Raw genomic sequence first — 21,465 nt, 5'->3', positions numbered from 1 at the left:
AACGAGAACTAGTTGAGCGGTCCGCCGGCCACGTACATGACCTGGCCCGACACGAAGCCGGCGGCGTCGCCCGTGAAGAAGGCGATGGCGTTGGCGATGTCGTCGGGGCGGCCGACGCGCTGCACCGGGATCTGCGTGGCGGCGGCGGCCTGGAAGTCCTCGAAGCCCATGCCGACGCGGTCGGCGGTGGCCTTGGTCATCTCGGTGACGATGAAGCCGGGGGCGACGGAGTTGGCGGTGACGCCGAACTTGCCGAGCTCCTTGGCCAGGGTCTTGGTGAAGCCCTGGAGGCCGGCCTTGGCCGCGGCGTAGTTGACCTGGCCGCGGTTGCCGAGCGCGGAGGACGAGGAGAGGTTCACGATCCGGCCGAACTTGGCGTCCACCATGTGCTTCTGGCAGGCCTTCGACATCAGGAAGGCGCCGCGCAGGTGCACGTTCATGACCGTGTCCCAGTCACTCGCGCTCATCTTGAAGAGGAGGTTGTCGCGGAGCACACCGGCGTTGTTCACGAGGATCGTGGGCGCGCCGAGCTCGTCGGCGATGCGGGCGACGGCCGCCTCGACCTGCGCCTCGTCGGACACGTCGCAGCCGACGGCGATCGCCTTGCCACCGGCAGCGGTGATCTGCGCGACGGTGTCCTTGCAGGCGGCCTCGTCGAGGTCGATCACCGCGACGGCGCGGCCTTCGGCGGCCAGACGTACGGCGGTCGCCGCGCCGATGCCTCGCGCTGCTCCGGTCACGACCGCGACGCGCTGCTCAGTGGTGGACATGCTGGTTCTCCTCGCCCTTGGGATGCGGCTCTACGGTACGCCCCGATGGTGAGCGACCGCTTAGTACCTTCAGCTGAACGAGACGCTAGAAGCCCTGGCACCCGGTGTCAACGGCACACAGGAGGCTGTGATTCTTTACCTCACCAGGAGGTCGAGGAGTCGGTCCACCTCTGCGACAGGATCCGCCGTGAGGCCCGTGTGCACCGGCCCCGGCTGCACGACGGTCGAGCGCGGTGCGATCAGCCACCGAAAGCGCCGCCCCGGCTCGTCCCGCTCGGCCTGCCCCGCCCCTTCGCCGCCCGCGCAGATCCGCTCCACGGCACCGAGCGCGGCCCTGATGCCATCGATGTCGGCCCCCGGGTCCAGGGCGCGCAGCTTGGCCTCGTCGAGATGGGTACGGGCGGCCACGAAGGACTTGGCCCGGCAGTAGACCACCACACCGGCGTTGAACTGCTCGCCGCGCTCCACCCGCGGCACGACGCGCACCAGGGCGTACTCGAAGACGTCCCGCTTGATCGGCGCATTCGACGAGGTCGGCGGGGTTTGCGGGGTCTGCGGGGTCTGCGGGGTCGAAGGCTGCTCGGTCACCGGGTGGCGCCCTTCCGCTGCGGCTCGGGCAGCTGGATCCGTTCGTGGATGGTCTTGGCGCGCGGCAGCAGTGCCGTCACATAGGCGCGGCGCACGGCGGCGGGGCTCTCGAAGCCCGGCTCGTCCGCCAGCCACGCGTCGGGCACGTCGGCCGCGGCGGCGGCGAGCAGCTCCTCGGTGACGAGGGGGGCGAGCTCGGCGGCGGCCGATGCCACATCGGGGCCGAACGGGGCGAGCGCGTGGTCGGACGCGTCGTACGGCTTGGCGGCGGCGGTCTCGGCGGTGCGCCAGTTGTGGTGCCAGATCATGCTCGCGCCGTGGTCGATGAGCCACAGGTCACCGCCGACGACCAGCATGTTCGGGTTGCGCCAGGAGCGGTCCACGTTGTTGATCAGCGCATCGAACCAGACGACGCGGCCCGCCTCGGCCGGATCGACGTCGAACGCGAGCGAGTCGAAACCGAGCGCCCCCGAGAGATACTCCATCCCGAGGTTCGGGCCGCCGCTGGACTTGAGCAGCTCCTGCACCTGCTGGTCCGGCTCGCCCAGGCCGAGCACCGGGTCGAGCTCGATCGTCGTCAGACCGGGCACCCTGAAACCGAGGCCGCGCGCGAGCTGCCCGCAGATCACCTCGGCGACGAGCGTCTTGCGGCCCTGTCCGGCCCCGGTGAACTTCATGACGTAGGGCGCGTACGTTCCCCGGCCGTCGACGGCCTCGACGAGGCCGGGGAGCGATCCGCCCTCCCGCAGGGGCACGACGTAGCGGACCGCGGTGACTTCGGTGAGCATTGCCCCAGGTTAATGCCGGTCCGAACGGGGCCGGCGCAAGAAGTGCTTGAGCTCTTGAACGCAGCGGCGCGCGGTCTCGTACCACCAGACATGACCATTTCGAAGGAACATCTGCCCGCACCGTCCCGCCGTTCGGTCGTCACGGCGGCGGGCGTCGTCAGTCTGGCCGCCGCCCTCGCCGCCTGCGGCGGGAGCGAGGACGGTGACGGTTACGGCTCCGACCCGGCCGCGGAGCAGAAACCCGACTCCGCCGACAACACGGACGACACCGAGGAGGCCGGGGGCGGCGCCGGCGGGGCCGTGCTCGCCAAGACGTCCGAGATCCCGGTGGGCGGCGGCAAGATCTTCAAGGATGCGGGGGTGGTGGTGACGCAGCCTACGGAGGGCGAGTTCAAGGCCTTCTCGAACCGCTGCACCCACAAGCAGTGCCCGGTGACGAGCGTCGAGGGCGGCACCATCAACTGCCCGTGCCACGGCAGCAAGTTCGCCGTCGCCGACGGGAGCGTGCAGGCGTCCCCGGCCGCGAAACCGCTGCCGCCCGCCGAGATCACGGTGGACGGGGACTCGATCAGACTGGCCTAGGACGCTTCCAGCTGCCGAGGATGTCCTCGGTGGTGGCGATGGTGGCCACCAGGGAGAGCGTGTTGCGGATCATCGCGGGTGCATAGTCGGAGGGGACTCCCGCGATGGCGTCCGACGGCACGACGACGGTGTAGCCGAGGTTCACGGCGTCGAAGACGGCGTTCGGTATCGCCACGTTCGCCGACACACCGGTCACCATGAGGGTGCGGCAGCCCAGGTTGCGCAGGAGCGGGTCGACGTCCGTGCCGGCGAGGGGCGAGAGCCCGTGCAGCCGCCGTACGACGAAGTCCTCGTCGGTCACCTCGACGGGCGGCGCGATCCGTACCGCCTTGGTGCCGGAGAGCTGCTGCACGGGCAGCCGCCCCGCGGCACGGAAGAGGCGGGCGTTGCGGTTGGCGCCGCGCCCGTCCGGCCGCCGCTCGGCGACGGCGTGCAGGACCTGGACCCCGGCCTGGTGGGCGGCGGAGACGAGCCGCGCGACATTGGCGAGACAGCCCGACGAGCGCGCCTCGTCGGCCAGTTCGGGCAGCGCGCTCTCCGTGCCCACCACACCCTGCTGGCACTCGACGGTCATCAGTACGGTGGTGGCGGGATCGAGGAGTTCCCTGAGCTGTTCGTACGACGGCATGGCTCCCCCTGTCCGAGTCGGTCGGGTCGGTCGGGTCGGTCGGGTCAGTCGGGTCGGTCGGGTCGGTCGAGTTGCCCGGGCATCCGGGCCGTCGGGGGTCGTCCGAGGTACCCGCCGCCCGGGATGCGCGGAGGTTAGCGGTCATTGCGTCAGGGCGGAAGAGACCGCATGCTTTCCCTGACGCACCGAACCTGACGGCGTGTCAGTTGATGTCGTGCACCGACCTTTTCCACATGTCGCGGGAGGACCGATGTCCGTCACACAGCGCCGGGGCCGCAGGATCATGATGTCGCCGGACGAGCTCGACGCGTTCCTCGCCGCGGAGCGCACCTGCCGGGTCGCCACCGTGTCCGGCGACGGCGCCCCGCACGTCAGCGCGCTCTGGTTCGCCTGGGACGGCGTCTCCCTGTGGCTGTTCTCCATCACCCGCAGCAAGCGCTGGGCCGATCTGCGCAAGGACCAGCGGATGGCCGTGGTGATCGACTCCGGCGTCGAGTACGGAGAGCTGCGGGGCGTGGAACTGTCCGGGACGGCGGTCCTCTCCCCCGAACCGTCCCGCGCGGGCGAGCCGCGCCCCGGGATCGATCCCCCTGAGCAGCTGTTCGCCCGGAAGTACTTCGGGATGGACACGATGCCGGACGACGGGAAACACGCGTGGATCCGGCTCACGCCCGACGCGATCGCGTCCTGGGACTTCCGGAAGCTGGCGGACCTCCAGGCGCGCCCCTGAGCGCTAGCGCGCCCCCGCCGCCGCCCCCTGAAGCGCTTCGACCGCCGCCCTGATCGAGGGCCGGCGGTCCGCGTCCGCGCGCCAGACCACGTACACATGGCGGTTCACCCGGTGCCGCACCGGAACCGTCCGGACCCCGGCGGGCATCGGATCGCGGCCCAACTGGGGCGCCACGCACACGCCGAGACCCGCGGCCACCAGGGCGAGCTGGGTGTGGTGCTCCTCCGCGCGGTGCGCGATGCGCGGCTCGATGCCCTTGGCGCGCAGCGTGAACATCAGCCACTCGTGGCAGAACTCCCCCTCCGCCCAGGTGATCCACTCGTCGTCCGCGAACTCCTCCAGGTCCACTTCGGCGCGGTCGGCGAGGGGGTGCGCCGCGGGCATGGCGACATCGGCGGGGTCGTCCAGGAGAGGCGCCTTGACCAGGCCTTCGGGCATCGGCAGCGGCTTGTTGTACCAGTCGAGGACAACCGCCATGTCGATGTCACCGCGCACCACGGCGGCCACCGCCGGCTGCGGCTCCAGTTCCCGCGAGCGCACGCGGAGGCCGGGGTGACCGGCCCGCAGGGCGCCGAGCGTGGCGGGCAGCAGGCCGCGCATCGCGGTGGGAAAGGCGGAGATGCGCAGCTCGCCGACGGCCTTGCCGCGCTGCTCCTCCAGGTCCGACTGCGCGAGCTCCACCTGGGAGAGGATGCGCCCGGCGTGCTCGGCGAGCAGCCGTCCGGCGTCGGTGAGGCGCACTCCCCTGCCGTTCTTGGCGAGGAGTTGCTGGCCCACCTCGCGCTCCAGTTTGGTCATCTGCTGGGAGACGGCCGACGTCGTGACGTGCAACCCCGCGGCCGCTCCGCTGACCGAGCCGTGCCGGGCCAGGGCGTCGAGCGTGCGCAGGCGCTCCAGGTTCAACATGTAAGCGATGCTACGCGATACTGGGCAGTTTAATTCGCTTGTTCTACGAGGTTTGCCTGCCCCAAGGTGACGTACATGAGCGTCACCCCCGCCCCTCAGGGCTCTCTCGCCGCCCCTCCCGCCGCGCCCGCCCCCGCCGGACCGACGGGACGCCGCGCCCTCGGCTGGCGTCTGCGCTTCGGCCTCCTCTCGCTGATCTGGGGCTTCAGCTTCCTGCTGATCAAGGTGGGCACCGACGGCTACGCACCGTTCCAGGTCACCCTGGGCCGGCTGGCCTTCGGCACCCTGGTCGTCGCGGCCGTCCTCGTGACCAAGCGCGAACGGCTGCCACGCGAGGCACGCACGTGGGCGCACCTCGCGGTCGCGGCGCTGCTGCTCAACGCCCTGCCGTTCTCTCTGTTCGCGTACGCGGAGCTGACGATTCCGTCCACGCTCGCCGGTATCTGCAACGCGACCTCGCCCCTGTGGGGCATGGCGCTCTCCCTGGTCGCGCTCTCCGAGGACCGCCCGACGCGGCGCAGGGTCGCGGGACTCGGCATCGGGTTCATCGGCGTCCTCACGGTGCTCGGCGCCTGGCAGGGCTTCAACGGCCTTGACTTCGGCGGCACGGCGCTGGCGCTCCTCGCCTCGCTGAGCTACCCGATCGGCTGGATCTACGTGCGGCGCACCCTGGCGGGCTCCGGCCACTCCAACCTCTCCCTGACCGGCGCCCAACTGCTGCTCGCGACGGCGGAACTGGCCGTGGTGACCCCGCTGTTCACGTCCCTGCCCACGCACTTCCCCGTCGTGCCGTTCCTCGCGATCGTGGCACTGGGTGCCATCGGCACCGGCCTCGCCTTCCTCCTCCAGTACGGCCTCGTCGCCGAGGTCGGCCCGACGACGGCCCAGATGGTCACGTACTTCGTCCCGGTCATCGCCACGGCCGCGGGCGTCGCCGTACTGGGCGAGTCCCTGAGCTGGTCGACGCCGGTCGGCGCGGTGATCGTCCTGGCGGGCGCGGCCCTCACCCAGTCCCGGCCACGCGGTGGGTCCAGGAAACGTGATCAGTCCGGGGCTCGCGGTCACGCTCGTAACGGGACCGACCGCTCGTAGCGCCGAGCGCGGGGGGCCCGATCACTCGTAGCGCCGCACCGGGGCGGGCCCGGTGGCGGAGGCGACGGCGTCCGCCACCGCTTCGATGTCATCGGCTCCCAGCGTCGACACCGTGATCCGCACCCCGGGCCGCGCGCTCATCCGGAAGCGTGCCCCCGGAGCGACCGCCCACCCCGCGTGCAGCAGCCTGGCGACCGCGCCGGTCTCGTCCGGCACCGGAACCCATACGTTCATGCCGCTGCGCCCGTGCGCCGTGATGCCCCGCTCGGCGAGCGCGGCGATCAGGGCGTCACGCCGCCTGCCGTACGACGCCGCCACCTCGGCCGGGTCGACCGCGCCGTCCGTCCACAGCCGCACCACGGCGCGCTGCGACAGATGGCTCACCCAGCCGGGCCCGAGCCGCTGGCGCCCCTGGACGCGGTCGACGGTCACGGCGTCCCCGGTGAGCAGGGCGAGCCGCAGGTCGGGGCCGTACGCCTTGGCCGTCGAGCGGACGAAGGCCCAGCTGCGGGTCACTCCCGCCAGCGGATGCAGCGGCAGGTCGACGATGGCGTGACCGTGGTCGTCCTCGACGAGCAGCACGTCCTTGTGGGCCGAGAGCACCTTGCGCAGGGCACGCGCGCGTGGCGCGCTGATCGCGGCACCGGTGGGGTTCTGCGCGCGGTCGGTGACGATGAGCGCCCGGACACCCCCGCTCAGCGCCCTCTCGACGTCGTCGGGCAACGGCCCGTCGTCGTCGACCCCCACCGGCACCGTACGCAGTCCGAGCACCGGCATCAGGCCGAGCAGGCTGCCCCAGCCGGGGTCCTCCACCGCCACCGCGTCGCCGGGCTTGAGGTGCGCGGCGAGCACACGCTCGATGGCGTCGAGCGACCCGGAGGTGACGGCGACCGGGCCGTCCGGCACGCCGTCCTCGTCGAGGGCCACGCGCGCGTGGCGGGTCATTTCGGGGTCGACGGCCTCCTCCCCGTACAGCACGGGGCGCCGGTCGCCCTCCGCGGCCGCTGCCGCGAACGCCCCGGCGAGCGCGGGGAGCAGCGCCGTGTCCGGGTTGCCGTTCGACACGTCCCGCACACCCGCCGGTACGTCCACACGGATCAGCTCGCGCACCGTCGTCGCGGGCCTGGGGCGTACGCGGCTGCCGCGCCGGCCCGCCGTCTCGATGACTCCGCGTTCGCGCAGGATGCGATACGCGGACGCCACCGTATTGGGATTCACCCCGAGCTGCCCTGCCAACTCCCGCATGGGAGGCAGCAGTTGACCCGGTTCCAGGTCGCCTTCCCCCACCGCACGCTCCACGCTGGCAGCGATCTCAGCTGCGCGCCGGCCTTCGATCCGATACTCTCCTAGCACAAACAAGATTATGCACTAGTGCAATGGAGAAGGCAATGAGCGTCGCATCCGAGTCCGGCACCGAGACCGCCGCCGACACCGCCGCGTACGCGCCGACCGACCTCACCGTCCCCACCCGCGGGCGGGACCGGGCCGCGTACGACCGCCGGTTGGTGCACGCGATACTCGACGAGGCCTACGTCTGCCACCTCGGCTTCGTGCGCGACGGCGCGCCCGTCGTCCTGCCGACGCTGTACGGCCGGGTGGGCGAGCGCCTCTACGTACACGGTTCGACGGGTTCCCGGCCGCTGCGGATGGCGGGCGACGCCCGGCAGCGGGAGGAGGACCCGGGGCTCGCGGTCTGCCTGACCGTCACCCACGTCGACGGCCTCGTCCTGGCCAGGTCGGCCTTCCACCACTCGATCAACTACCGCTCCGTCGTGATTCACGGCACTGCCCACCAGGTCACGGACCCCGAGGAGAAGCGCACGGCCCTCGACGCGCTCGTCGACCACGTCGTGCCGGGCCGCTCCGCCGACTCCCGCCCCGCGAACGCGAAGGAGCTCGCCGCCACCGCCGTGCTCAGCCTCGACCTCGCCGCGGTGTCCGCCAAGGTGCGCACCGGCGGCCCCAACGACGAGCCCGAGGACCTCGGCCTCCCCCACTGGGCCGGCGTCGTCCCCCTGCGCAAGGGCCACGACCCGCTCATCCCGTCGACCGACCTGGCCCCGGGCATCGAGGCCCCCGACTACCTGATCGAACTGTGATGCTGATCCACCCCTGGGACGCCCCGCACTCCGACGCCGAGTGGCAGCAGTGGCTCGCCGGACACGACTTCGGCCAGCTCGCGGTCAACGGCCTGCCCGGCGAGCCCCCGCACGTACAGCCCGCGCACTTCGCCTACGAACCGGACCACGGACCGCACGGCCGGGTGATCACCCACCTGGCGCGCCCCAACCCCCTGTGGCCCGCGCTCGAAGCCGACCCCGAGGTGCTGCTCAGCGTGGTGGACGACTACGTGTACGTGCCGGGCCCCTGGCAGGCACCGCCGGACACGCCGCCCGAGCACGGCGTGCCGACCAGCTTCTACGCCGCCGTCCAACTGCGCTGCACCGCCCGCGTCGTGGACGACCCGGCCCAGAAGGCCAAGCTCCTCAACCGCCAGGTCGCCCACTTCCAGCCGGACGGCGGCTCGGCCCCCGCCGACCCGGGCGAGCCCCCGTTCGGCCGCATGCTCTCCGGCATCCGCGCCCTGTGCCTCGAAGTGACGGACGTACGGGCGAAGTTCAAGTACGCCAGTCACAAGCCACAGGAGGTCCAGGACCGGATCGCGGCGGGCCTGGCACGACGCGCCGACCCACGGGACGCGGAGGCACACACCCACCAACTACGCCGCCGCCAAACCCCGTAAAGGCCACGGGGGCCGCGCGTCCGGCACCCGGAACCGCGCGTCCGGCACCCGCGCCGGCGCGGGTGCCGGACGCGCGGTCTCAGGACGGTACTCGTGCCCCGCCCCGCCCCGCGAGCACCGTCTCGGCGGCCGCGAGGCCCGTCACCGCGGCCAGCATCAGCAACGTACCGAGCACGGTCGGCACCGTCAGCGCCTCGCCGAGCAGCAGCACCGCGATGACGGCCGCGCTCAGCGGTTCGAGGAGCGTGATCACAGAAACCGTCGCGGACCGGATGACCGCGGCGCCCGCGAAGTACAGGGCATAGGCGACCGCCGTCGGAATCACCACGATGTACAGGACAAAGATCCCCGTCCGCGCCGGATCGGCGATGTGCGGTACAAGCCCCTCGACCGCGGCGAGCGGCAGCAGGCAGACGGACACCACGGCGAACGACCAGACCGTCGTGTCGGCGGAATCGGCGCTCCCGTCCCGCCCCCACCACCGCGTGAGCAGCGTCATCGTGGCGTACGCGGCCGCCGAAAGCAGCCCCCATCCGACCCCGGCCGGTCGTACGCTCGCACCGCCGTCGCCCAGGACGAGCACCACGAGCCCGGCGAGCGCCCCGGCCACGGCGACGATCCCGCCGCCCCCGAGCCGCTCGCCCATGGTCAAGCGCGCCCCGATGGCGATGAGCACGGGCCCGGCGCCCATCGTGACCACCGTGCCGACCGCGAGCCCGGTCGACTCGACGGCCGCGAAGTAGGCGGTCTGGAACACCGCGAGGGCCACCCCGGTCGCCACGATCCGCGGCAGCCTCTGCCGCAGCGGCACGCTCCCCGCGGCGTACGCGGAGCGTCGGCGCGCCCGGATCAGACGGACGGCGTACAGCAGTACGAAGCCGCCCGCGCAGCGCCAGAAGGAAAGGCTGACCGGCCCCATGTCACTGGCCCTGAAGACCAGCGCCGCGGCGGCACCGGCGGTGCCCCACGCCGTACCGGCGACGATCAGATAGAAGAGGCCGCGCCCGACGGACAGGCCGGAGGCAGCGTCGGATTCAGCAGTCGACACATTCGACACGTGAGTTCTCCGCAGAAGATGAAGAGGAAGGTCCCTGACTCCGTCTGCGGGCAGCGTCGTTCCACCCGGCCACGGCCGGGTGTGATCCAGGAGGTGCCCGCGCTTAAGCGGCGGGAGGCGGAAGAACGAGCGCGCGTGAATGCATGATCATCACCCTAGACGGCGGTGCCGGTCGACGACAACCGCTCTTCCGGCTCCGCGAGTCCGCCCGCGGCAGGCCCTCCCCGCGGCTTGGCGGGCGTGGACGACTGCGCGATGAACGCCCCCGCGAGGACGACCGCGCCCCCGATTATCTGCGGCGCCGACAGATGTTCGCCCAGCATGACCCAGGCGAGCACGGTCGCGATGACCGCCTCCAGACAGGCCACGACCCCCGCGACCTGCGGCGAGAGCCTGCGCACCGAGAGCACTCCGGTGACATACGCCACGACGGTCGCCAGAAGCACGATCCAGCAGATGAGCACCCACGCGGGAACGGCCGAGCCGTCCATGTCCGCGCTGCCCGCGAGCACCGACCAGTCCATGCCCCAGGGCCGCGCCACGACGGTGAGGACCACGGCACCGATCAGCAGTCCGTACGCGATGACGCCGAGCGGATCAGGAGCATCGTCCCCCGCGTCGCTGCCCTGGTCGGACAGGACGAAGTAGCCGACCTGACAGCAGGCGGCGCCCAGCGCGAGAAGGAGCCCCACGGCGTCGAAGCTCAGCCCGGCCCACACCTCCACCACGCACGCGAGTCCGCCGACCGCGAGCACCACGCCCACCGCGGCGGCCCGCGTCACGGGCCGCCGCTGCACGAAGCGGACCCAGCCCAGGACGAGCGCGGGCGCGAGATATTCGACCAGGAGCGCGACGCCGACGGGGATACGGGAGATCGCCGCGAAGTAGCAGGCCTGGACACCGGCCACGGCGAGCAGGCCGAAGCCGAGCAGAAGCGCGGGCCTGCGCAGCAGCAGCCCGCGGTGGCGCCAGGCGACCGGCAGCATCACCAGGGCGGCGCCCGCCACCCGCAGCCACACCACGTGCAGCGGGTCGAGACCCGCCTCGATCAGCGGCTTGGCCGCGACGCCCGAGCCGCCGAAAGCGAGAGCCGACACCAGGGCGAGCGCGAGTCCTGCGCCTCTTCCCCGGCTCGGCCGCGAGCCTGTCTGTTTCCCCGATGACGCTTGCACGGGCACATCATGGCAGGACGTGTCATGAGCGTCATCCCCGGTAGACCCTGTCTCAATCGGCGGACGTTCCGGCGTACGGATCGTCCTCAAGGCGCCGGAGGATCACTCGCGCGTCCGCACCGGCCCGCCTCAGGACCTCGACCGCGCGGCAGTCGGGATCGGCGGCGAGAGCGGCCAGAAGGTCGACGCCGAGGGCGTGCGGTTCGCCGCGCCGGGCAGCCCGCTCGGCGGCCGCCTCCATGGCCGCGGCCGCGGACGGTGACCAGCCCGTCTCCTTGCCGCCGGACCCGGACCCGCTGCCGGCGCCGGCAGCGTGCAACAGCGGCATCGCTCCGGAGTCCTCGACCGTCCCCTGCCACTGCAGGCCGTAGCCGATGCTGCGCTGGACGAGATAGCCGAGGAGCCGCACCACTTGCGCCCCGTCGTCGAGGGCCGCCCGTACGTCGGGGTCGGTCTCCAGGAGGGAGTGCAGCAGATGGGCGGTGTCTATCTGCCGGTCCCCGTCCCGCATCGCACGCCGGCGCGCGCCTGTCTCCACGGACGCCAGCGCGGCGCTGAGTCGTGACGCGGTCTCTGCTCGGGTCGGGCCGGGCTCGGCGCCCTGCGGGGTACGGCTTTGCACATCTCCCACCCCATCAGCCCCCAAAAGCGGTGTCATCGGCGGCGGGAAGCATCTTCGCGTCCGACACAGGTTGGGCACGCATGTGTGGCTTCTCCTCCTTACGGATGAGATCCGACAGTTCTTCCCCGAGGGGCGCGCGCCGCCTTGATTCACGCCCTGACCGCAACCACGGCGCGGGGACCGCTCGTCCACCGAGCATGGAGTGCGGGTGCTGGATGGTCGCGCTGCCGGCGATCGACGGCAGGCAGTACGTGTATCGGGTGTACGCACCCGATGACGCACTGCCCGCCGACCTGTTCTGGGAGGCCTGGCACTGCCATGACGAAGGCCCGTTCCCCAGGGCGTGCGACCTGTTCGACGCCGCGCTGATACGCAGGGTCGGCGGCACCGGCCCCCCGGCTACACGGACCGCGTCCCGATGACGGACCGCGTCCCCGTGACGGACCGCGTCCCGATGACGACCGTCGCGTACCTCTCCTCGTCGCTCACCGACCGCGGCACGAGACCGCCGTCGGCGACCGCTTCGAGGGCGTACGGCACCTGCCGCTCACTCGTCTCGAACAGCAGCCGCCCGCCGGGAGCCAGCCACCGCGCCGCGTCGGCGGTCACCCGCCGCAGGACGTCCAGACCGTCCGCGCCGCCGTCGAGCGCCACACGCGCCTCGTGGATACGGGCCTCCGCCGGCAGGAGTCCGACCTCTTCGGTGGGTACGTAGGGGACGTTCGCGAGGAGTACGTCGACCCGCCCCCGGAGCACGCCGGGAAACGGCCCGTAGAGGTCCCCCTCGTACACCCGGCCTCCGACGCCTGCGACATTGCGCCGGGCGCACCGCACCGCGGCGGGGTCTATGTCGGCGGCGTACAGCTCGATGCGGTCGACTGCGGCGCCGAGCGCGGCACCCAGCGCGCCGGAGCCGCAGCACAGGTCGACGACGACCGCACCGGGCCGGGCGAGAACGGCGGCCTGCTCCACGAGGAACTCGGTGCGCCTTCGCGGCACGAATACCCCGGCGTCCACGGCGATCCGCAGACCCCGGAACTCGGCCCAGCCCAGAACGTGTTCGAGCGGCTGCCCCGCGACGCGCCGCCCCACCATGGCGGCGAGTTCCGCGTGGTCACGCGCGGCGTCGAGGAGCAGCCGGGCCTCGTCCTCGGCGAAGACACAGCCTGCGGCGCGCAACTCGGTGACGACGGCGGAAGAAGACGAAGAGGGTGACGAGGGGGACGAGGGGGACGAGGGTGACTGCGCGGAAGGCGACTGCGAAGCAGATGACTGCGATGAAACCGACATGGGAAAAGGAACCTCTCGGGATGCCGATGGGGCTCCCTCGATCGCCTCGGCCACCTATGCCCGGCGGACCGCGCGGTCGTGAAAGGGGAGCACCCTGCCTGCTACTGCGGTAATGGGTCCCACCTCCCTGATCCGTCCTCTCGCGTCCGTCGCGAGGGAGGGCAACAGTACCCGACCTGGGTTCGAGCGGCACCGCCGGAGCGCACCCCGCCGCACCTGACGGTTCATCAGTATTGAATGTTCCGGGCCCTGCGGCTACGTTCCGCGACACCGCAGCTGCGCCCCGCCGCAGCGCTCAACGGAAAGGGGTCGTCGCATGGCCGAAGTCAGCGCGGAAGCACGGATCGAGGCACCCGCCGAGAAGGTCTGGGCCCAGCTCACCGACTTCTCCACGTACGGCGAATGGAACGCCACGCACACGAGCTTCCCGAAGGGCGCACCCACCACGCTGGAGACGGGCGGCACGTTCGCGGAGAACATGAAGCTGATGGGCTTCCCCGCCGAGGTCAACTGGACGATCGAGGAGTTGGAGAGCGAGCGCACGCTGGCCATCAAGGGCAAGGGCCCGATGGGCGTCACGGTCGGCACCCGCTACTCGCTCACGCCCGAGGGGGACGCGACGAACGTACGCATAGACGGGGAGTTCACGGGCGCGGCGGTCTCCCTGATGGCGGGCAAGCTGAAGGACTCGGCGACGGCCGCGCTGGACGAGTCACTGCGGAAGCTGGCGGGCCTGGTGGCCTGAGCCCGAACCTCCCCCGCCCTTCCCGCCCTGCCCCCACCCCTCGCTCCCCGCTCCCCGCACACAAATAGGCGCCCCACACGTAAGTGCGGGGCGCCTCAATGGCGTCGGAGGTCAGCGACCCCCGCCGCCTCAGTCCTCATCGGCGAGGATCAGGTACAGCTTCTTGCGGGCGTCGTTGATGACCGTGAGAGCCTTCTCGCGCTGGTCCTTGCTGCCGGTCTTCCAGACCTGGCCGAACGCCTCCATCAGACCGAAACCGGCCTGGCGGATCTCGTTCAGCGTCTCCCAGTCGACCCCGCGCCCGGCCTCTTCCCAAGGCGCGTCGGGACCTTCGTCGGCCGCGGTGACGCCGGCCTCGGTGAGCGAGAAGAGCTTCTTGCCGCCCTCGCTCGCGCTGCTGATCAGGCCCTCGTCCTCCAGGAGCTGGAGGGTCGGGTAGACCGAACCGGGGCTGGGCTTCCACGCCCCGCCGCTGCGCTCGGCGATCTCCTGGATCATCTCGTAGCCGTGCATCGGCCGGTCCTTCAGGAGGGCCAGGATCGACGCGCGTACGTCGCCGCGCCGCGCCCTGCCCCGCGGACCGCCTCGGCCGCCGCGTCCGCCCCAGGGGCCACCGGGCCCGCCGGGACCGCCGAAGCCGGGACCGAAGGGGCCGAACGCTGCGCGCCGCCCTTCGAAGCCGCCCCTGCCTTCGTGGCCGGGGCCGCACTTTCCACGTCCGTGCTCATGTTCGTAACCGTGGGAACGCATGGCAATCACTCCTTCTGCGATCTTTCTTCTATAGGTGATCTATCGCGCCATCGTTGATCTGTCGCGATGCGTCAACGATATATCGGAACTGTTCGGCTGACAACCCCCGCCAAGGAGTCGGACAGAGCCGCAGGTCAGAGGGGCGCCGGCGCCTCGATCGGTCCACACGCCCGCGATTGGCCTTGTTCCGCCCCGGCATTGGCCCGCTAGCGTCGCTCGTATGCCGACTTCCCATCGCATCCGCATCGTCGACGCCTTCACCGACCGCCCCTTCGCGGGCAACCCCGCGGGCGTCCTCCTCCTCGACGCCTTCCCCGACGACGCCTGGCTCCAGAACGTCGCCACGGAGGTCAACCATGCCGAGACCGCCTTCGCCCACCGCCTTCCCGCGGGCGGCGACGCCGACTGGGCCCTGCGGTGGTTCACGCCCGCCACCGAGGTCGACCTCTGCGGCCACGCCACGCTCGCCACCGCTCACGTGCTCCAGGCCACCGGCGCCGCCGAAGGCCCCGTACGGTTCGCCACCCGCAGCGGCGTACTGACCACGACCGCGCACCCCGACGGCACCCTCGCCATGGACTTCCCGACCGCCCCGCTCACTCCGGCCGACGTCCCCGACGGCGCCGCCGAAGCCCTCGGCGCCGAGCCGCTCGCGGCATACGACACGGGGGCGAACCTCGGCGACCTCCTCGTCGAGCTCGCGGACGAGAAGACGGTGCGCGCGCTCGCCCCGGACCACAAGGCCCTCGCTCACCACTCCAAGCGCGGCATCATCGCCACCGCGCCCGCCGAAGACCCCGCCGGTGGCTACGACTTCGTCTCGCGCTGCTTCTTCCCGCGCGTCGGCATCGACGAGGACCCTGTGACCGGCAGCGCCCACACGGCCCTGGCCCCCTTCTGGTCCCAGCGGCTTGGCCGCGCACAGCTCACCGGGCTTCAGGCCTCGCCCCGCAGCGGCCTGGTCCGCACGGAACTGCGCGGCGACCGCACCCTCCTGACCGGCCGCGCGGTCACGGTCATCGAGGGCGACCTGTACGCCTGACGGCACTGTGGGGACGTACGCCCGGTCGTGCACCCCGGTCGTACGTCCCCACAGAACCGCCCGTATACCCGCCGGCTAAGGCGTGGGCAGCCACCCCACCTTGCCCGCGAGCAGCGCGTACCCGACGAACGCCCCGATGTCGAGGAGCGAGTGCGCCACCACCAGCGGCCCGACGCGCCCCCACCGCCGGTACAGGAGCACGAAGACCACACCCATCGCCATGTTCCCGATGAACCCGCCGATGCCCTGGTAGAGGTGGTATGAGCCGCGCAGCACCGAACTCCCGACAAGCGCGGCCATCGGCGTCCACCCCAACTGCCCGAACCTGCGCAGCAGATAGCCGACGACGATCACTTCCTCGAGCACCGCGTTCTGCACCGCTGAGAGCACGAGCACCGGGTACTTCCACCACACGTCCGGCAGGTCCTCCGGCACCACCGTCAGGTTGAACCCGAGCCCGCGCGCCGCCAGATAGAACGCGATGCCGGTACTGCCGATCACCGCGGCGATCGCCGCCCCGCGTCCCAGATCCGGCCACGGCCGGCTCCGGTCGAAGCCGATCGTGCGCAGTCCGGCGCCCTCCCTGATCAGGAAGTGCGCGACCAGCGCCACCGGCACCAGGGCGGTCGTGATCCCGAAGAGTTGCCACGCGAGATCAAGCCATGGCCGTCCCGGAGCGGCGGACGCGTTCATGGTCGCCGCCTGGTCCTTCAGACCGCCCGGCCTGGTGACCGATCCGACAAAGCTGATCAGGGCGGACACACCGCTCGCGCCCAGTGAAAGGGCCAGGACGAGCAGCGTCTCGTCCCGCAGGATCCGTCGCGATGGCCCCTCACCCCGAAAAGAACCGGCCAACGGCCCGGACTCCGCTTGCACTCCGCCTCCAGTTGAGTAATCCCGCCTCATCCCCATCCCCGTCCCACTAGGGTCTCGAAAGAAGTTACGAAGATCGTGCGCGACAGGCCGAGGGGGACGGACGCCGACTGCGGTCATGCCACCCCCTCTTTCCTTGCTTCATCACTCAAGGAGGGGCACCACCGCCATGGGACGTCACAGCTTGCCCGATGAGGCCGGGGCTGACGCATCCGGCCCACGGCCGCGCAGCCGCGGCCGCACCGTCGCCGTCGCGACGGCACTCGTCCTGACGGTCGCGGCGGGCACCGCGGCGGCCGTCCGCAGCGACCTGCTGTCCTTCGGTGATTCGTGCCGCGACGAGGCGGTGGAACTCGACGTGGTCGCCGCCCCGGACATCGCCCCCGCCCTGCGTGCGGCCGCCGACGACGCACGCGTGAAGGAGGTCACCTCCGACGGGTCGTGCATCGACGTCCGGGTCACCGCCCGTGACTCGTACAAGGTCGCCGGCGAACTGCGCACGGGCCAGGGCGATCCGGGTTACGACGTGTGGGTGCCGGACAGCGAACTGTGGCTGCAGCGCGTCGGCCCGGGCAGCAAGCAGAACAAGGTCGCTCCCGCGGGGAACATAGCCTCCTCTCCGATTGGCATGGCCATGGTGCCTTCCGCCGCCGAGTCCCTGGGCTGGCCCGAGAAGACGTACGACTGGCTCGAGTTGGCCGGCGCCGCGATGAAGAGCGACAAGCTGCGGCTCGGTGCCGCCGACCCCGCGCGCAGCGCGACCGGCCTGCTCGCGCTCGCCAAGCTGAGCGCCGCGGGGAAGTCGGGCGGCAAGGGCGGTGACACGCGGGCCGCGGGGATGGCCAAGGCGCTGTCCTCGCGCACGTCCGACAGCGACAGCCGGCTCGTGGACACCGTGGCCCGCGACGCGTCCGGCTCCGAGAAGAGCAACCCGCGGCGCAACCAGGCGCTGATCCTCTCCGAACAGGCCGCGTACAAGCACAACGCGTCGGCGGGCGAGGGGAACAGCCTCGACATGTTCTACCCGAAGGACGGCTCACCCCGTCTCGACTACCCGTACACGCTGGTCCGGGAGGACGAACTGTCCACGGACCAGAGCCGGGCCGCCCTGCGGTTCATGACGCTCTTCGGCGACGACGAGGGGCGCGCGATCCTGGCGGAGCACGGCTTCAGGACCGGCGCCGAGGCCCCGCCGGCGAAGCTCGTCACGGCCGCCGGCGGCCGGACTCCCCAGCCGTACACGGCCGAGGCGAGCGAGCCTCCCGGCGAGAAGGAACTCCAGGAGACGCTCGGCATGTGGACGATCACCGTCCAGAGCGCCCGGCTCAGCACGGTCGTCGACGTCTCGGACTCCATGGGCGCGTTCGTGCCGGGCCAGAACCAGTCCCGGATGGAGGTCACCAAGTCCTCGCTGCTGCGGGCGCTCGCGGGGTTCACCGACGAGGACGAGATCGGCCTCTGGGAGTTCGCCACCCTCCTGGACGGCAAGCGCGACTACCGCGAACTCGTCCCGACCGAGCGGCTCGGCGACCGCAAGGGCGAGGGCACCCAGCGGGACAGGGTCTCGGAGGCCTTCGGCAACTTGGCGCCCATCCCGGGCGGGGCGACCGGCCTGTACGACACCACGCTCGCGGCCTACAAGGAAGCCACGTCCACCTACGCGGGCGGCAAGTTCAACGCGCTCGTGGTGCTCACGGACGGCGTCAACCAGGACCCCGGCTCCATCTCCCGCGGCGACCTCATCTCACGGCTGGAGAACCTCTCCGACCCCAAGCGCCCGGTGCCGCTCATCGCCATCGCGGTCGGTCCGGACGCGGACAAGGAAGAGGTGGTGCAGATCGCGGAGGCGACCGGCGGATCAGGTCACCAGGTCGACGACCCGGCGCAGATCCACGCGGTCATCCTCAAGGCCATCATGGAGGCGGGCAGCCACGGCTGAGCCCGCCTCCACTCCCGGTGCATGACGTCCTAGCTGAGGACGGCGGGCTCGGGCAGTCCCACCGGCCAGGTGTGCACGGGGTCCCCCGCGTGCATCAGCTCGGCGTAGCGCCGGGTGGTCGCGGCGAGCGCGGCCTCGCGTTCGAGCCCGGTCTCCAGGGCCTGGTGGTACGTCGCCGCCTGCCAGGACGCCCCGTTCACCCGCCGCCTGCACCGCTCCTCGATGACGCCGAGGTAGAAGTCACGGTCGGCGGGCTCGACGCCCCACGCGTCGAGCCCCGCGGCGGCGAGCGGCAACAGCTCGTCGCGCACGAGAGCGACCGCGGGCACCTCGGTGATCCCGCCGTAGCGGCCGCGCCGGGGCCACTGCAGACGGGCCTCGATGCCGTCGCGGCACGCGGTGTCGAAGTTGCGGGCCGCGGCCTCGAAGGGCAGCCGCGACCACACGGGCCGGGGCTCCTCGGCAAGGGCGCGTACGACGCCGTAGTAGAAGGCGGCGTTGGCGATGACATCGGTGACGGTGGGGCCCGCGGGCAGCACGCGGTTCTCGACGCGCAGATGCGGGACACCGCCCGCGATGCCGTACACGGGCCGGTTCCAGCGGTAGACGGTGCCGTTGTGCAGGACGAGTTCGCCGAGCTGCGGCACGCGGCCGTCGTCGAGCACCTCAAGCGGGTCCTCGTCGTCCAGGAGGGGCAGCAGTGCGGGGAAGTAACGCAGATTCTCCTCGAAAAGCTCGTACGCGTCGCTGATCCAGCGCTCCCCGAACCACGTCCGCGGCCGCACGCCCTGCGCCTGGAGCTCGGGCGGGCGGGTGTCGGTGGACTGCAGGAACAGCGGAGGACGCGACTCGCGCCACAGCTCGCGTCCGAACAGGAAGGGCGCGTTGGCGCCGACGGCGATCTGCGCCGCGGCGACCGCCTGCGCCGCGTTCCACACGTCGGCGAATCTGCCCGGCGTGACCTGAAGGTGCAACTGCACGGACGTGCACGCCGCTTCGGGCGCGATCGACGCGGAGGTGCAGTTCAGTCGCTCCACGCCCTGGATGTCGAGGACGAACTCCTCGCCGCGGGCCGCCACGATCTGATCGTTGAGCAGGGCGTAACGGTCGACGTCGGAGAGATTTCCCGAGACCAGGTCATGGTGCGCGAGGGTCGGCAGAATTCCGATCATCACGATGCCGGCGTTCACCTCGTTCGCTTTACGGTGGGCATAGGCGAGGCCGGTGCGCAGCTCCTCGGCGAGACGGTCGAGAACACGTCCGCCCAATCGGTGCGGGGCGATATTGACTTCAAGATTAAACATTCCGAGTTCCGTCTGGAAGTCACGGCTCGCGATGCGTTCGAGAACTTCAGCATTCAGCATTCTCGGCATGCCGTCGGGTCCCGCGAGATTCAGCTCGATCTCCACGCCCATGAGGTTCTTGGGCCTGTCGAACCGCTCCTCGTCCAACAGCCTCCGCAACCCCGCGAGACACTCCTTGAGCTTGCTCCGGTACCGGTGCCGCTCGGCCAGGTCAAACGTGCCTGCTACGACCTTCTCCCCCATCGAAGCGTCCCCTCCTCTGCTGGGCTCTGATGGGCAGCCAATGATCCGGCCGCTGTGTCTCGACCAATGATGCCCTGCAAAGTGATCGATAACGCCCCGCACATGCCGCGGGCCCAGTAGGCTCGATGCCATGTACGGGCGGCACATTCACCAGGCATGAGGTTCGCCGCCGGAATCGGCGTGCCGAACCCTGGTGAAAAACGCCGATGAGAATCGGCCGACCGCTCCGGCGAAGGGCGCCGAGGTCAAAGGCCCGGGCTCATCCGGAATCGGGGTAAAGCCCGCAAAATGGCGACCGGATATCGCCTTGTCGGTAATATCGGGTGCGGTTAGCTGAAACACCGCCTGAACACGTGTCGTATAAACTCCGCGAACGAGGCAGAGAGTTGGCGCCCGCGGTCCCCTGCCCGCCCCCTCTGCCCCCGGAGCAGACAGCGACGTCCGCACCTGTCCTCGTTCCACCGTGCCTGTCGAATGAGAGAGGCGACCCATCATGCCGCTGCAAGTCCCCCCGGCTCCCGCGCCCGCCCTGCGCAGCGTCCTCGCGGCACTCGGTTCACCCACCGCCGTACGCGAAGCCCGAACCCCGTCCCTGCGCGCCGCACAGGGACCCGCAAGCCCCGAACTTCCCTTGCCCGTACATGTCCTGGACCGGATCACCCCCTCCGGCACCTCGCCCACCCGGCTCGCGGGGTGGCGTTTCCTGATCCGCTGCGGCGAGCGCGCCGTCGCCGCGGCGGACACGATGCTGACACCCGACGGCTGGACCTTCTCCCACTTCTTCGAGGGCCCGTACATCGCGGCCACCGAACGCGCCCTGCGCCAGGCCGAGGCGATGCAGCTGCCCTATCAACCACGGTTGTTGTCCGTACCCGAGCTCTACATGCTGACACTGTGGCTGCACGGCGACTGCACGGCGGACGCGGCGGGCGGCCATCTCGACGCCTCCGACATCCTCGTGCCCCTGGCGCCCGCGCCTCCCGGCATCGCGGCGCACCGCCCGCACCGCGCCGCGGAACTTCTCAAGGTCCTCACCCACCGCATGAGCCCCGCACCGCTGCTCGGCTCGCCCGCCTGACCTCGCCGTACGTTTCCGTGCCCCGCCGCCGTTCCCGGCCGCGGGGCTCGGCGCGTCCGGCACCCGTACGGACTAGCCCGGTATGACCACCCCGAACCACCCGAATAGACAGTGCAGTTGGGCTGAACCGTCCGGGCGGGTGATACGTCATTAAGCAGTAAGGAGCGCTGCCGCCAAATCCCTGCGGATTGACTCCCGTAGGGCAACACTGGGACCGGACCGACTGAACGGGGGGCGGCCATGAACGCCGCATCGAGCCGCAAGGCAGACAGCACAGCCATCACACCGCAGCGAAAGAACCCTTCCATGTGCCAGCACCAACCACCGTGCCCGACAGCCGACTCCGCAGACCGGGAGGCCGCGCTTCTCATGGCGAGCCACCCTGAGCAGGGCTGGAGCCTGCTGTGCAACGGCGTCCTCCTCTTCGAGGACACCGGTGAGCTGCTGCCGGACGGACAGATCATCGCCCCGCACCGACCGCTGGGCACGGACACGATCATGACCGCCGCTTGACGCCGCAGCG

At 71.2% G+C, this 21,465-nt stretch carries 24 protein-coding genes; 11 read left to right on the top strand and 13 right to left on the bottom strand.

All coding sequences use genetic code 11. The annotated features are described in order from the left end of the window. Positions 1-8 precede the first annotated feature (8 nt). The 3 genes from fabG to IE226_RS28015 all read right to left on the bottom strand — a co-directional run bounded on the left by fabG (position 9) and on the right by IE226_RS28015 (position 2,146). Positions 9-770 (bottom strand): 3-oxoacyl-ACP reductase FabG, encoded by a 762-nt coding sequence (gene fabG / locus IE226_RS28025; protein WP_190084187.1) that lies wholly within the window; start codon positions 768-770, stop codon positions 9-11. A 135-nt stretch (positions 771-905) separates the two neighbouring features. Next, a complete protein-coding gene (locus IE226_RS28020; RefSeq protein ID WP_190084366.1) occupies positions 906-1,286 on the bottom strand; it encodes a DUF3037 domain-containing protein in 381 nt (126 codons plus the stop codon). A 68-nt stretch (positions 1,287-1,354) separates the two neighbouring features. After that, complete coding sequence (locus IE226_RS28015; RefSeq protein WP_190084186.1) at positions 1,355-2,146, bottom strand: HipA family kinase; 792 nt, start codon at positions 2,144-2,146, stop codon at positions 1,355-1,357. A 90-nt stretch (positions 2,147-2,236) separates the two neighbouring features. On the opposite strand from IE226_RS28015, the gene IE226_RS28010 reads away from it, so the two are divergent. Continuing rightward, positions 2,237-2,728: a Rieske (2Fe-2S) protein gene (locus IE226_RS28010; protein WP_190084185.1), complete on the top strand. Its 492-nt coding sequence runs from the start codon at positions 2,237-2,239 to the stop codon at positions 2,726-2,728. Here IE226_RS28010 and IE226_RS28005 read toward each other — a convergent pair. Next, positions 2,715-3,356, bottom strand: coding sequence for a cysteine hydrolase family protein (locus tag IE226_RS28005; RefSeq protein WP_190084184.1), 642 nt, complete (start codon positions 3,354-3,356; stop codon positions 2,715-2,717). The two genes, IE226_RS28010 and IE226_RS28005, sit on opposite strands and share 14 nt — an antisense overlap. A gap of 250 nt (positions 3,357-3,606) precedes the next feature. Here IE226_RS28005 and IE226_RS28000 point away from each other — a divergent pair, with 250 nt between their 5' ends. Next, on the top strand, positions 3,607-4,086 hold the full coding sequence (locus IE226_RS28000) for a pyridoxamine 5'-phosphate oxidase family protein (RefSeq protein ID WP_190084183.1): 480 nt from the start codon (positions 3,607-3,609) through the stop codon (positions 4,084-4,086). A gap of 3 nt (positions 4,087-4,089) precedes the next feature. On the opposite strand, the gene IE226_RS27995 is transcribed toward IE226_RS28000, so the two are convergent. Then, positions 4,090-4,992 (bottom strand): LysR family transcriptional regulator, encoded by a 903-nt coding sequence (locus IE226_RS27995; RefSeq protein WP_190084182.1) that lies wholly within the window; start codon positions 4,990-4,992, stop codon positions 4,090-4,092. A 75-nt stretch (positions 4,993-5,067) separates the two neighbouring features. Here IE226_RS27995 and IE226_RS27990 point away from each other — a divergent pair, with 75 nt between their 5' ends. Further along, positions 5,068-6,084, top strand: coding sequence for a DMT family transporter (locus IE226_RS27990; RefSeq protein ID WP_190084181.1), 1,017 nt, complete (start codon positions 5,068-5,070; stop codon positions 6,082-6,084). Between the two features lie 21 nt (positions 6,085-6,105). On the opposite strand, the gene IE226_RS27985 is transcribed toward IE226_RS27990, so the two are convergent. After that, a complete protein-coding gene (locus tag IE226_RS27985; RefSeq protein ID WP_190084180.1) occupies positions 6,106-7,437 on the bottom strand; it encodes an aminotransferase class I/II-fold pyridoxal phosphate-dependent enzyme in 1,332 nt (443 codons plus the stop codon). 35 nt (positions 7,438-7,472) lie between these two features. Here IE226_RS27985 and IE226_RS27980 point away from each other — a divergent pair, with 35 nt between their 5' ends. Both IE226_RS27980 and IE226_RS27975 read left to right on the top strand, forming a co-directional pair. Further along, positions 7,473-8,183 carry a pyridoxamine 5'-phosphate oxidase family protein gene (locus IE226_RS27980; RefSeq protein ID WP_190084179.1) on the top strand — a complete coding sequence of 237 codons (711 nt, stop codon included), beginning with the start codon at positions 7,473-7,475 and terminating at the stop codon, positions 8,181-8,183. Continuing rightward, positions 8,183-8,827: an FMN-binding negative transcriptional regulator gene (locus IE226_RS27975; RefSeq protein ID WP_190084178.1), complete on the top strand. Its 645-nt coding sequence runs from the start codon at positions 8,183-8,185 to the stop codon at positions 8,825-8,827. Before IE226_RS27980 ends, IE226_RS27975 begins: the two co-directional genes overlap by 1 nt. A 79-nt stretch (positions 8,828-8,906) precedes the next feature. Here IE226_RS27975 and IE226_RS27970 read toward each other — a convergent pair whose 3' ends face one another. From IE226_RS27970 to IE226_RS27960, 3 genes are all read right to left on the bottom strand, one after another. Continuing rightward, positions 8,907-9,884 (bottom strand): DMT family transporter, encoded by a 978-nt coding sequence (locus IE226_RS27970; protein WP_229871582.1) that lies wholly within the window; start codon positions 9,882-9,884, stop codon positions 8,907-8,909. Positions 9,885-10,039: 155 nt separating this feature from the next. Next, entirely contained in the window at positions 10,040-11,062 is a 1,023-nt protein-coding gene (locus tag IE226_RS27965) for an EamA family transporter (protein ID WP_373307047.1), read from the bottom strand. Positions 11,063-11,108: 46 nt separating this feature from the next. Then, a complete protein-coding gene (locus IE226_RS27960; protein WP_229871581.1) occupies positions 11,109-11,678 on the bottom strand; it encodes a Clp protease N-terminal domain-containing protein in 570 nt (189 codons plus the stop codon). Between the two features lie 197 nt (positions 11,679-11,875). On the opposite strand from IE226_RS27960, the gene IE226_RS27955 reads away from it, so the two are divergent. Next, positions 11,876-12,100: a hypothetical protein gene (locus tag IE226_RS27955; RefSeq protein WP_190084175.1), complete on the top strand. Its 225-nt coding sequence runs from the start codon at positions 11,876-11,878 to the stop codon at positions 12,098-12,100. Here the strand turns inward: IE226_RS27955 and IE226_RS27950 are convergent. Then, positions 12,078-12,968 carry a putative protein N(5)-glutamine methyltransferase gene (locus IE226_RS27950; RefSeq protein WP_190084174.1) on the bottom strand — a complete coding sequence of 297 codons (891 nt, stop codon included), beginning with the start codon at positions 12,966-12,968 and terminating at the stop codon, positions 12,078-12,080. The genes IE226_RS27955 and IE226_RS27950 overlap by 23 nt on opposite strands. Positions 12,969-13,284: 316 nt before the next feature. On the opposite strand from IE226_RS27950, the gene IE226_RS27945 reads away from it, so the two are divergent. Continuing rightward, entirely contained in the window at positions 13,285-13,713 is a 429-nt protein-coding gene (locus IE226_RS27945; protein WP_190084173.1) for a type II toxin-antitoxin system Rv0910 family toxin, read from the top strand. Positions 13,714-13,842: 129 nt separating this feature from the next. On the opposite strand, the gene IE226_RS27940 is transcribed toward IE226_RS27945, so the two are convergent. Next, the gene (locus tag IE226_RS27940) at positions 13,843-14,463 is read right to left on the bottom strand and encodes a PadR family transcriptional regulator (protein ID WP_190084172.1); all 621 of its coding nucleotides are present in this window, start codon (positions 14,461-14,463) and stop codon (positions 13,843-13,845) included. Between the two features lie 220 nt (positions 14,464-14,683). Here IE226_RS27940 and IE226_RS27935 point away from each other — a divergent pair, with 220 nt between their 5' ends. After that, complete coding sequence (locus IE226_RS27935; protein ID WP_190084171.1) at positions 14,684-15,505, top strand: PhzF family phenazine biosynthesis protein; 822 nt, start codon at positions 14,684-14,686, stop codon at positions 15,503-15,505. A gap of 75 nt (positions 15,506-15,580) precedes the next feature. Here IE226_RS27935 and IE226_RS27930 read toward each other — a convergent pair whose 3' ends face one another. Continuing rightward, positions 15,581-16,381, bottom strand: a complete 801-nt coding sequence (locus IE226_RS27930; RefSeq protein WP_190084170.1) for a CPBP family intramembrane glutamic endopeptidase — start codon at positions 16,379-16,381, stop codon at positions 15,581-15,583. 166 nt (positions 16,382-16,547) lie between these two features. Between IE226_RS27930 and IE226_RS27925 the strand changes: the two genes are divergently transcribed. Further along, positions 16,548-18,317 (top strand): substrate-binding domain-containing protein, encoded by a 1,770-nt coding sequence (locus tag IE226_RS27925; RefSeq protein WP_190084169.1) that lies wholly within the window; start codon positions 16,548-16,550, stop codon positions 18,315-18,317. 29 nt (positions 18,318-18,346) lie between these two features. Here IE226_RS27925 and IE226_RS27920 read toward each other — a convergent pair whose 3' ends face one another. Beyond that, positions 18,347-19,864 carry a glutamate-cysteine ligase family protein gene (locus tag IE226_RS27920; RefSeq protein WP_190084168.1) on the bottom strand — a complete coding sequence of 506 codons (1,518 nt, stop codon included), beginning with the start codon at positions 19,862-19,864 and terminating at the stop codon, positions 18,347-18,349. A 493-nt stretch (positions 19,865-20,357) separates the two neighbouring features. Between IE226_RS27920 and IE226_RS27915 the strand changes: the two genes are divergently transcribed. Together IE226_RS27915 and IE226_RS27910 are read left to right on the top strand one after the other, a co-directional pair. Next, positions 20,358-20,942, top strand: a complete 585-nt coding sequence (locus IE226_RS27915) for a hypothetical protein (protein WP_190084167.1) — start codon at positions 20,358-20,360, stop codon at positions 20,940-20,942. Positions 20,943-21,248: 306 nt separating this feature from the next. Further along, positions 21,249-21,455: a DUF5999 family protein gene (locus tag IE226_RS27910; protein WP_190084166.1), complete on the top strand. Its 207-nt coding sequence runs from the start codon at positions 21,249-21,251 to the stop codon at positions 21,453-21,455. The last annotated feature ends 10 nt before the right edge of the window (positions 21,456-21,465 follow it).

The organism is Streptomyces longisporoflavus, from assembly GCF_014649775.1.
In the GTDB taxonomy this organism is placed as follows: Bacteria; Actinomycetota; Actinomycetes; order Streptomycetales; family Streptomycetaceae; genus Streptomyces; species Streptomyces longisporoflavus.
This window is presented reverse-complemented; position numbering and strand designations above follow the sequence as displayed.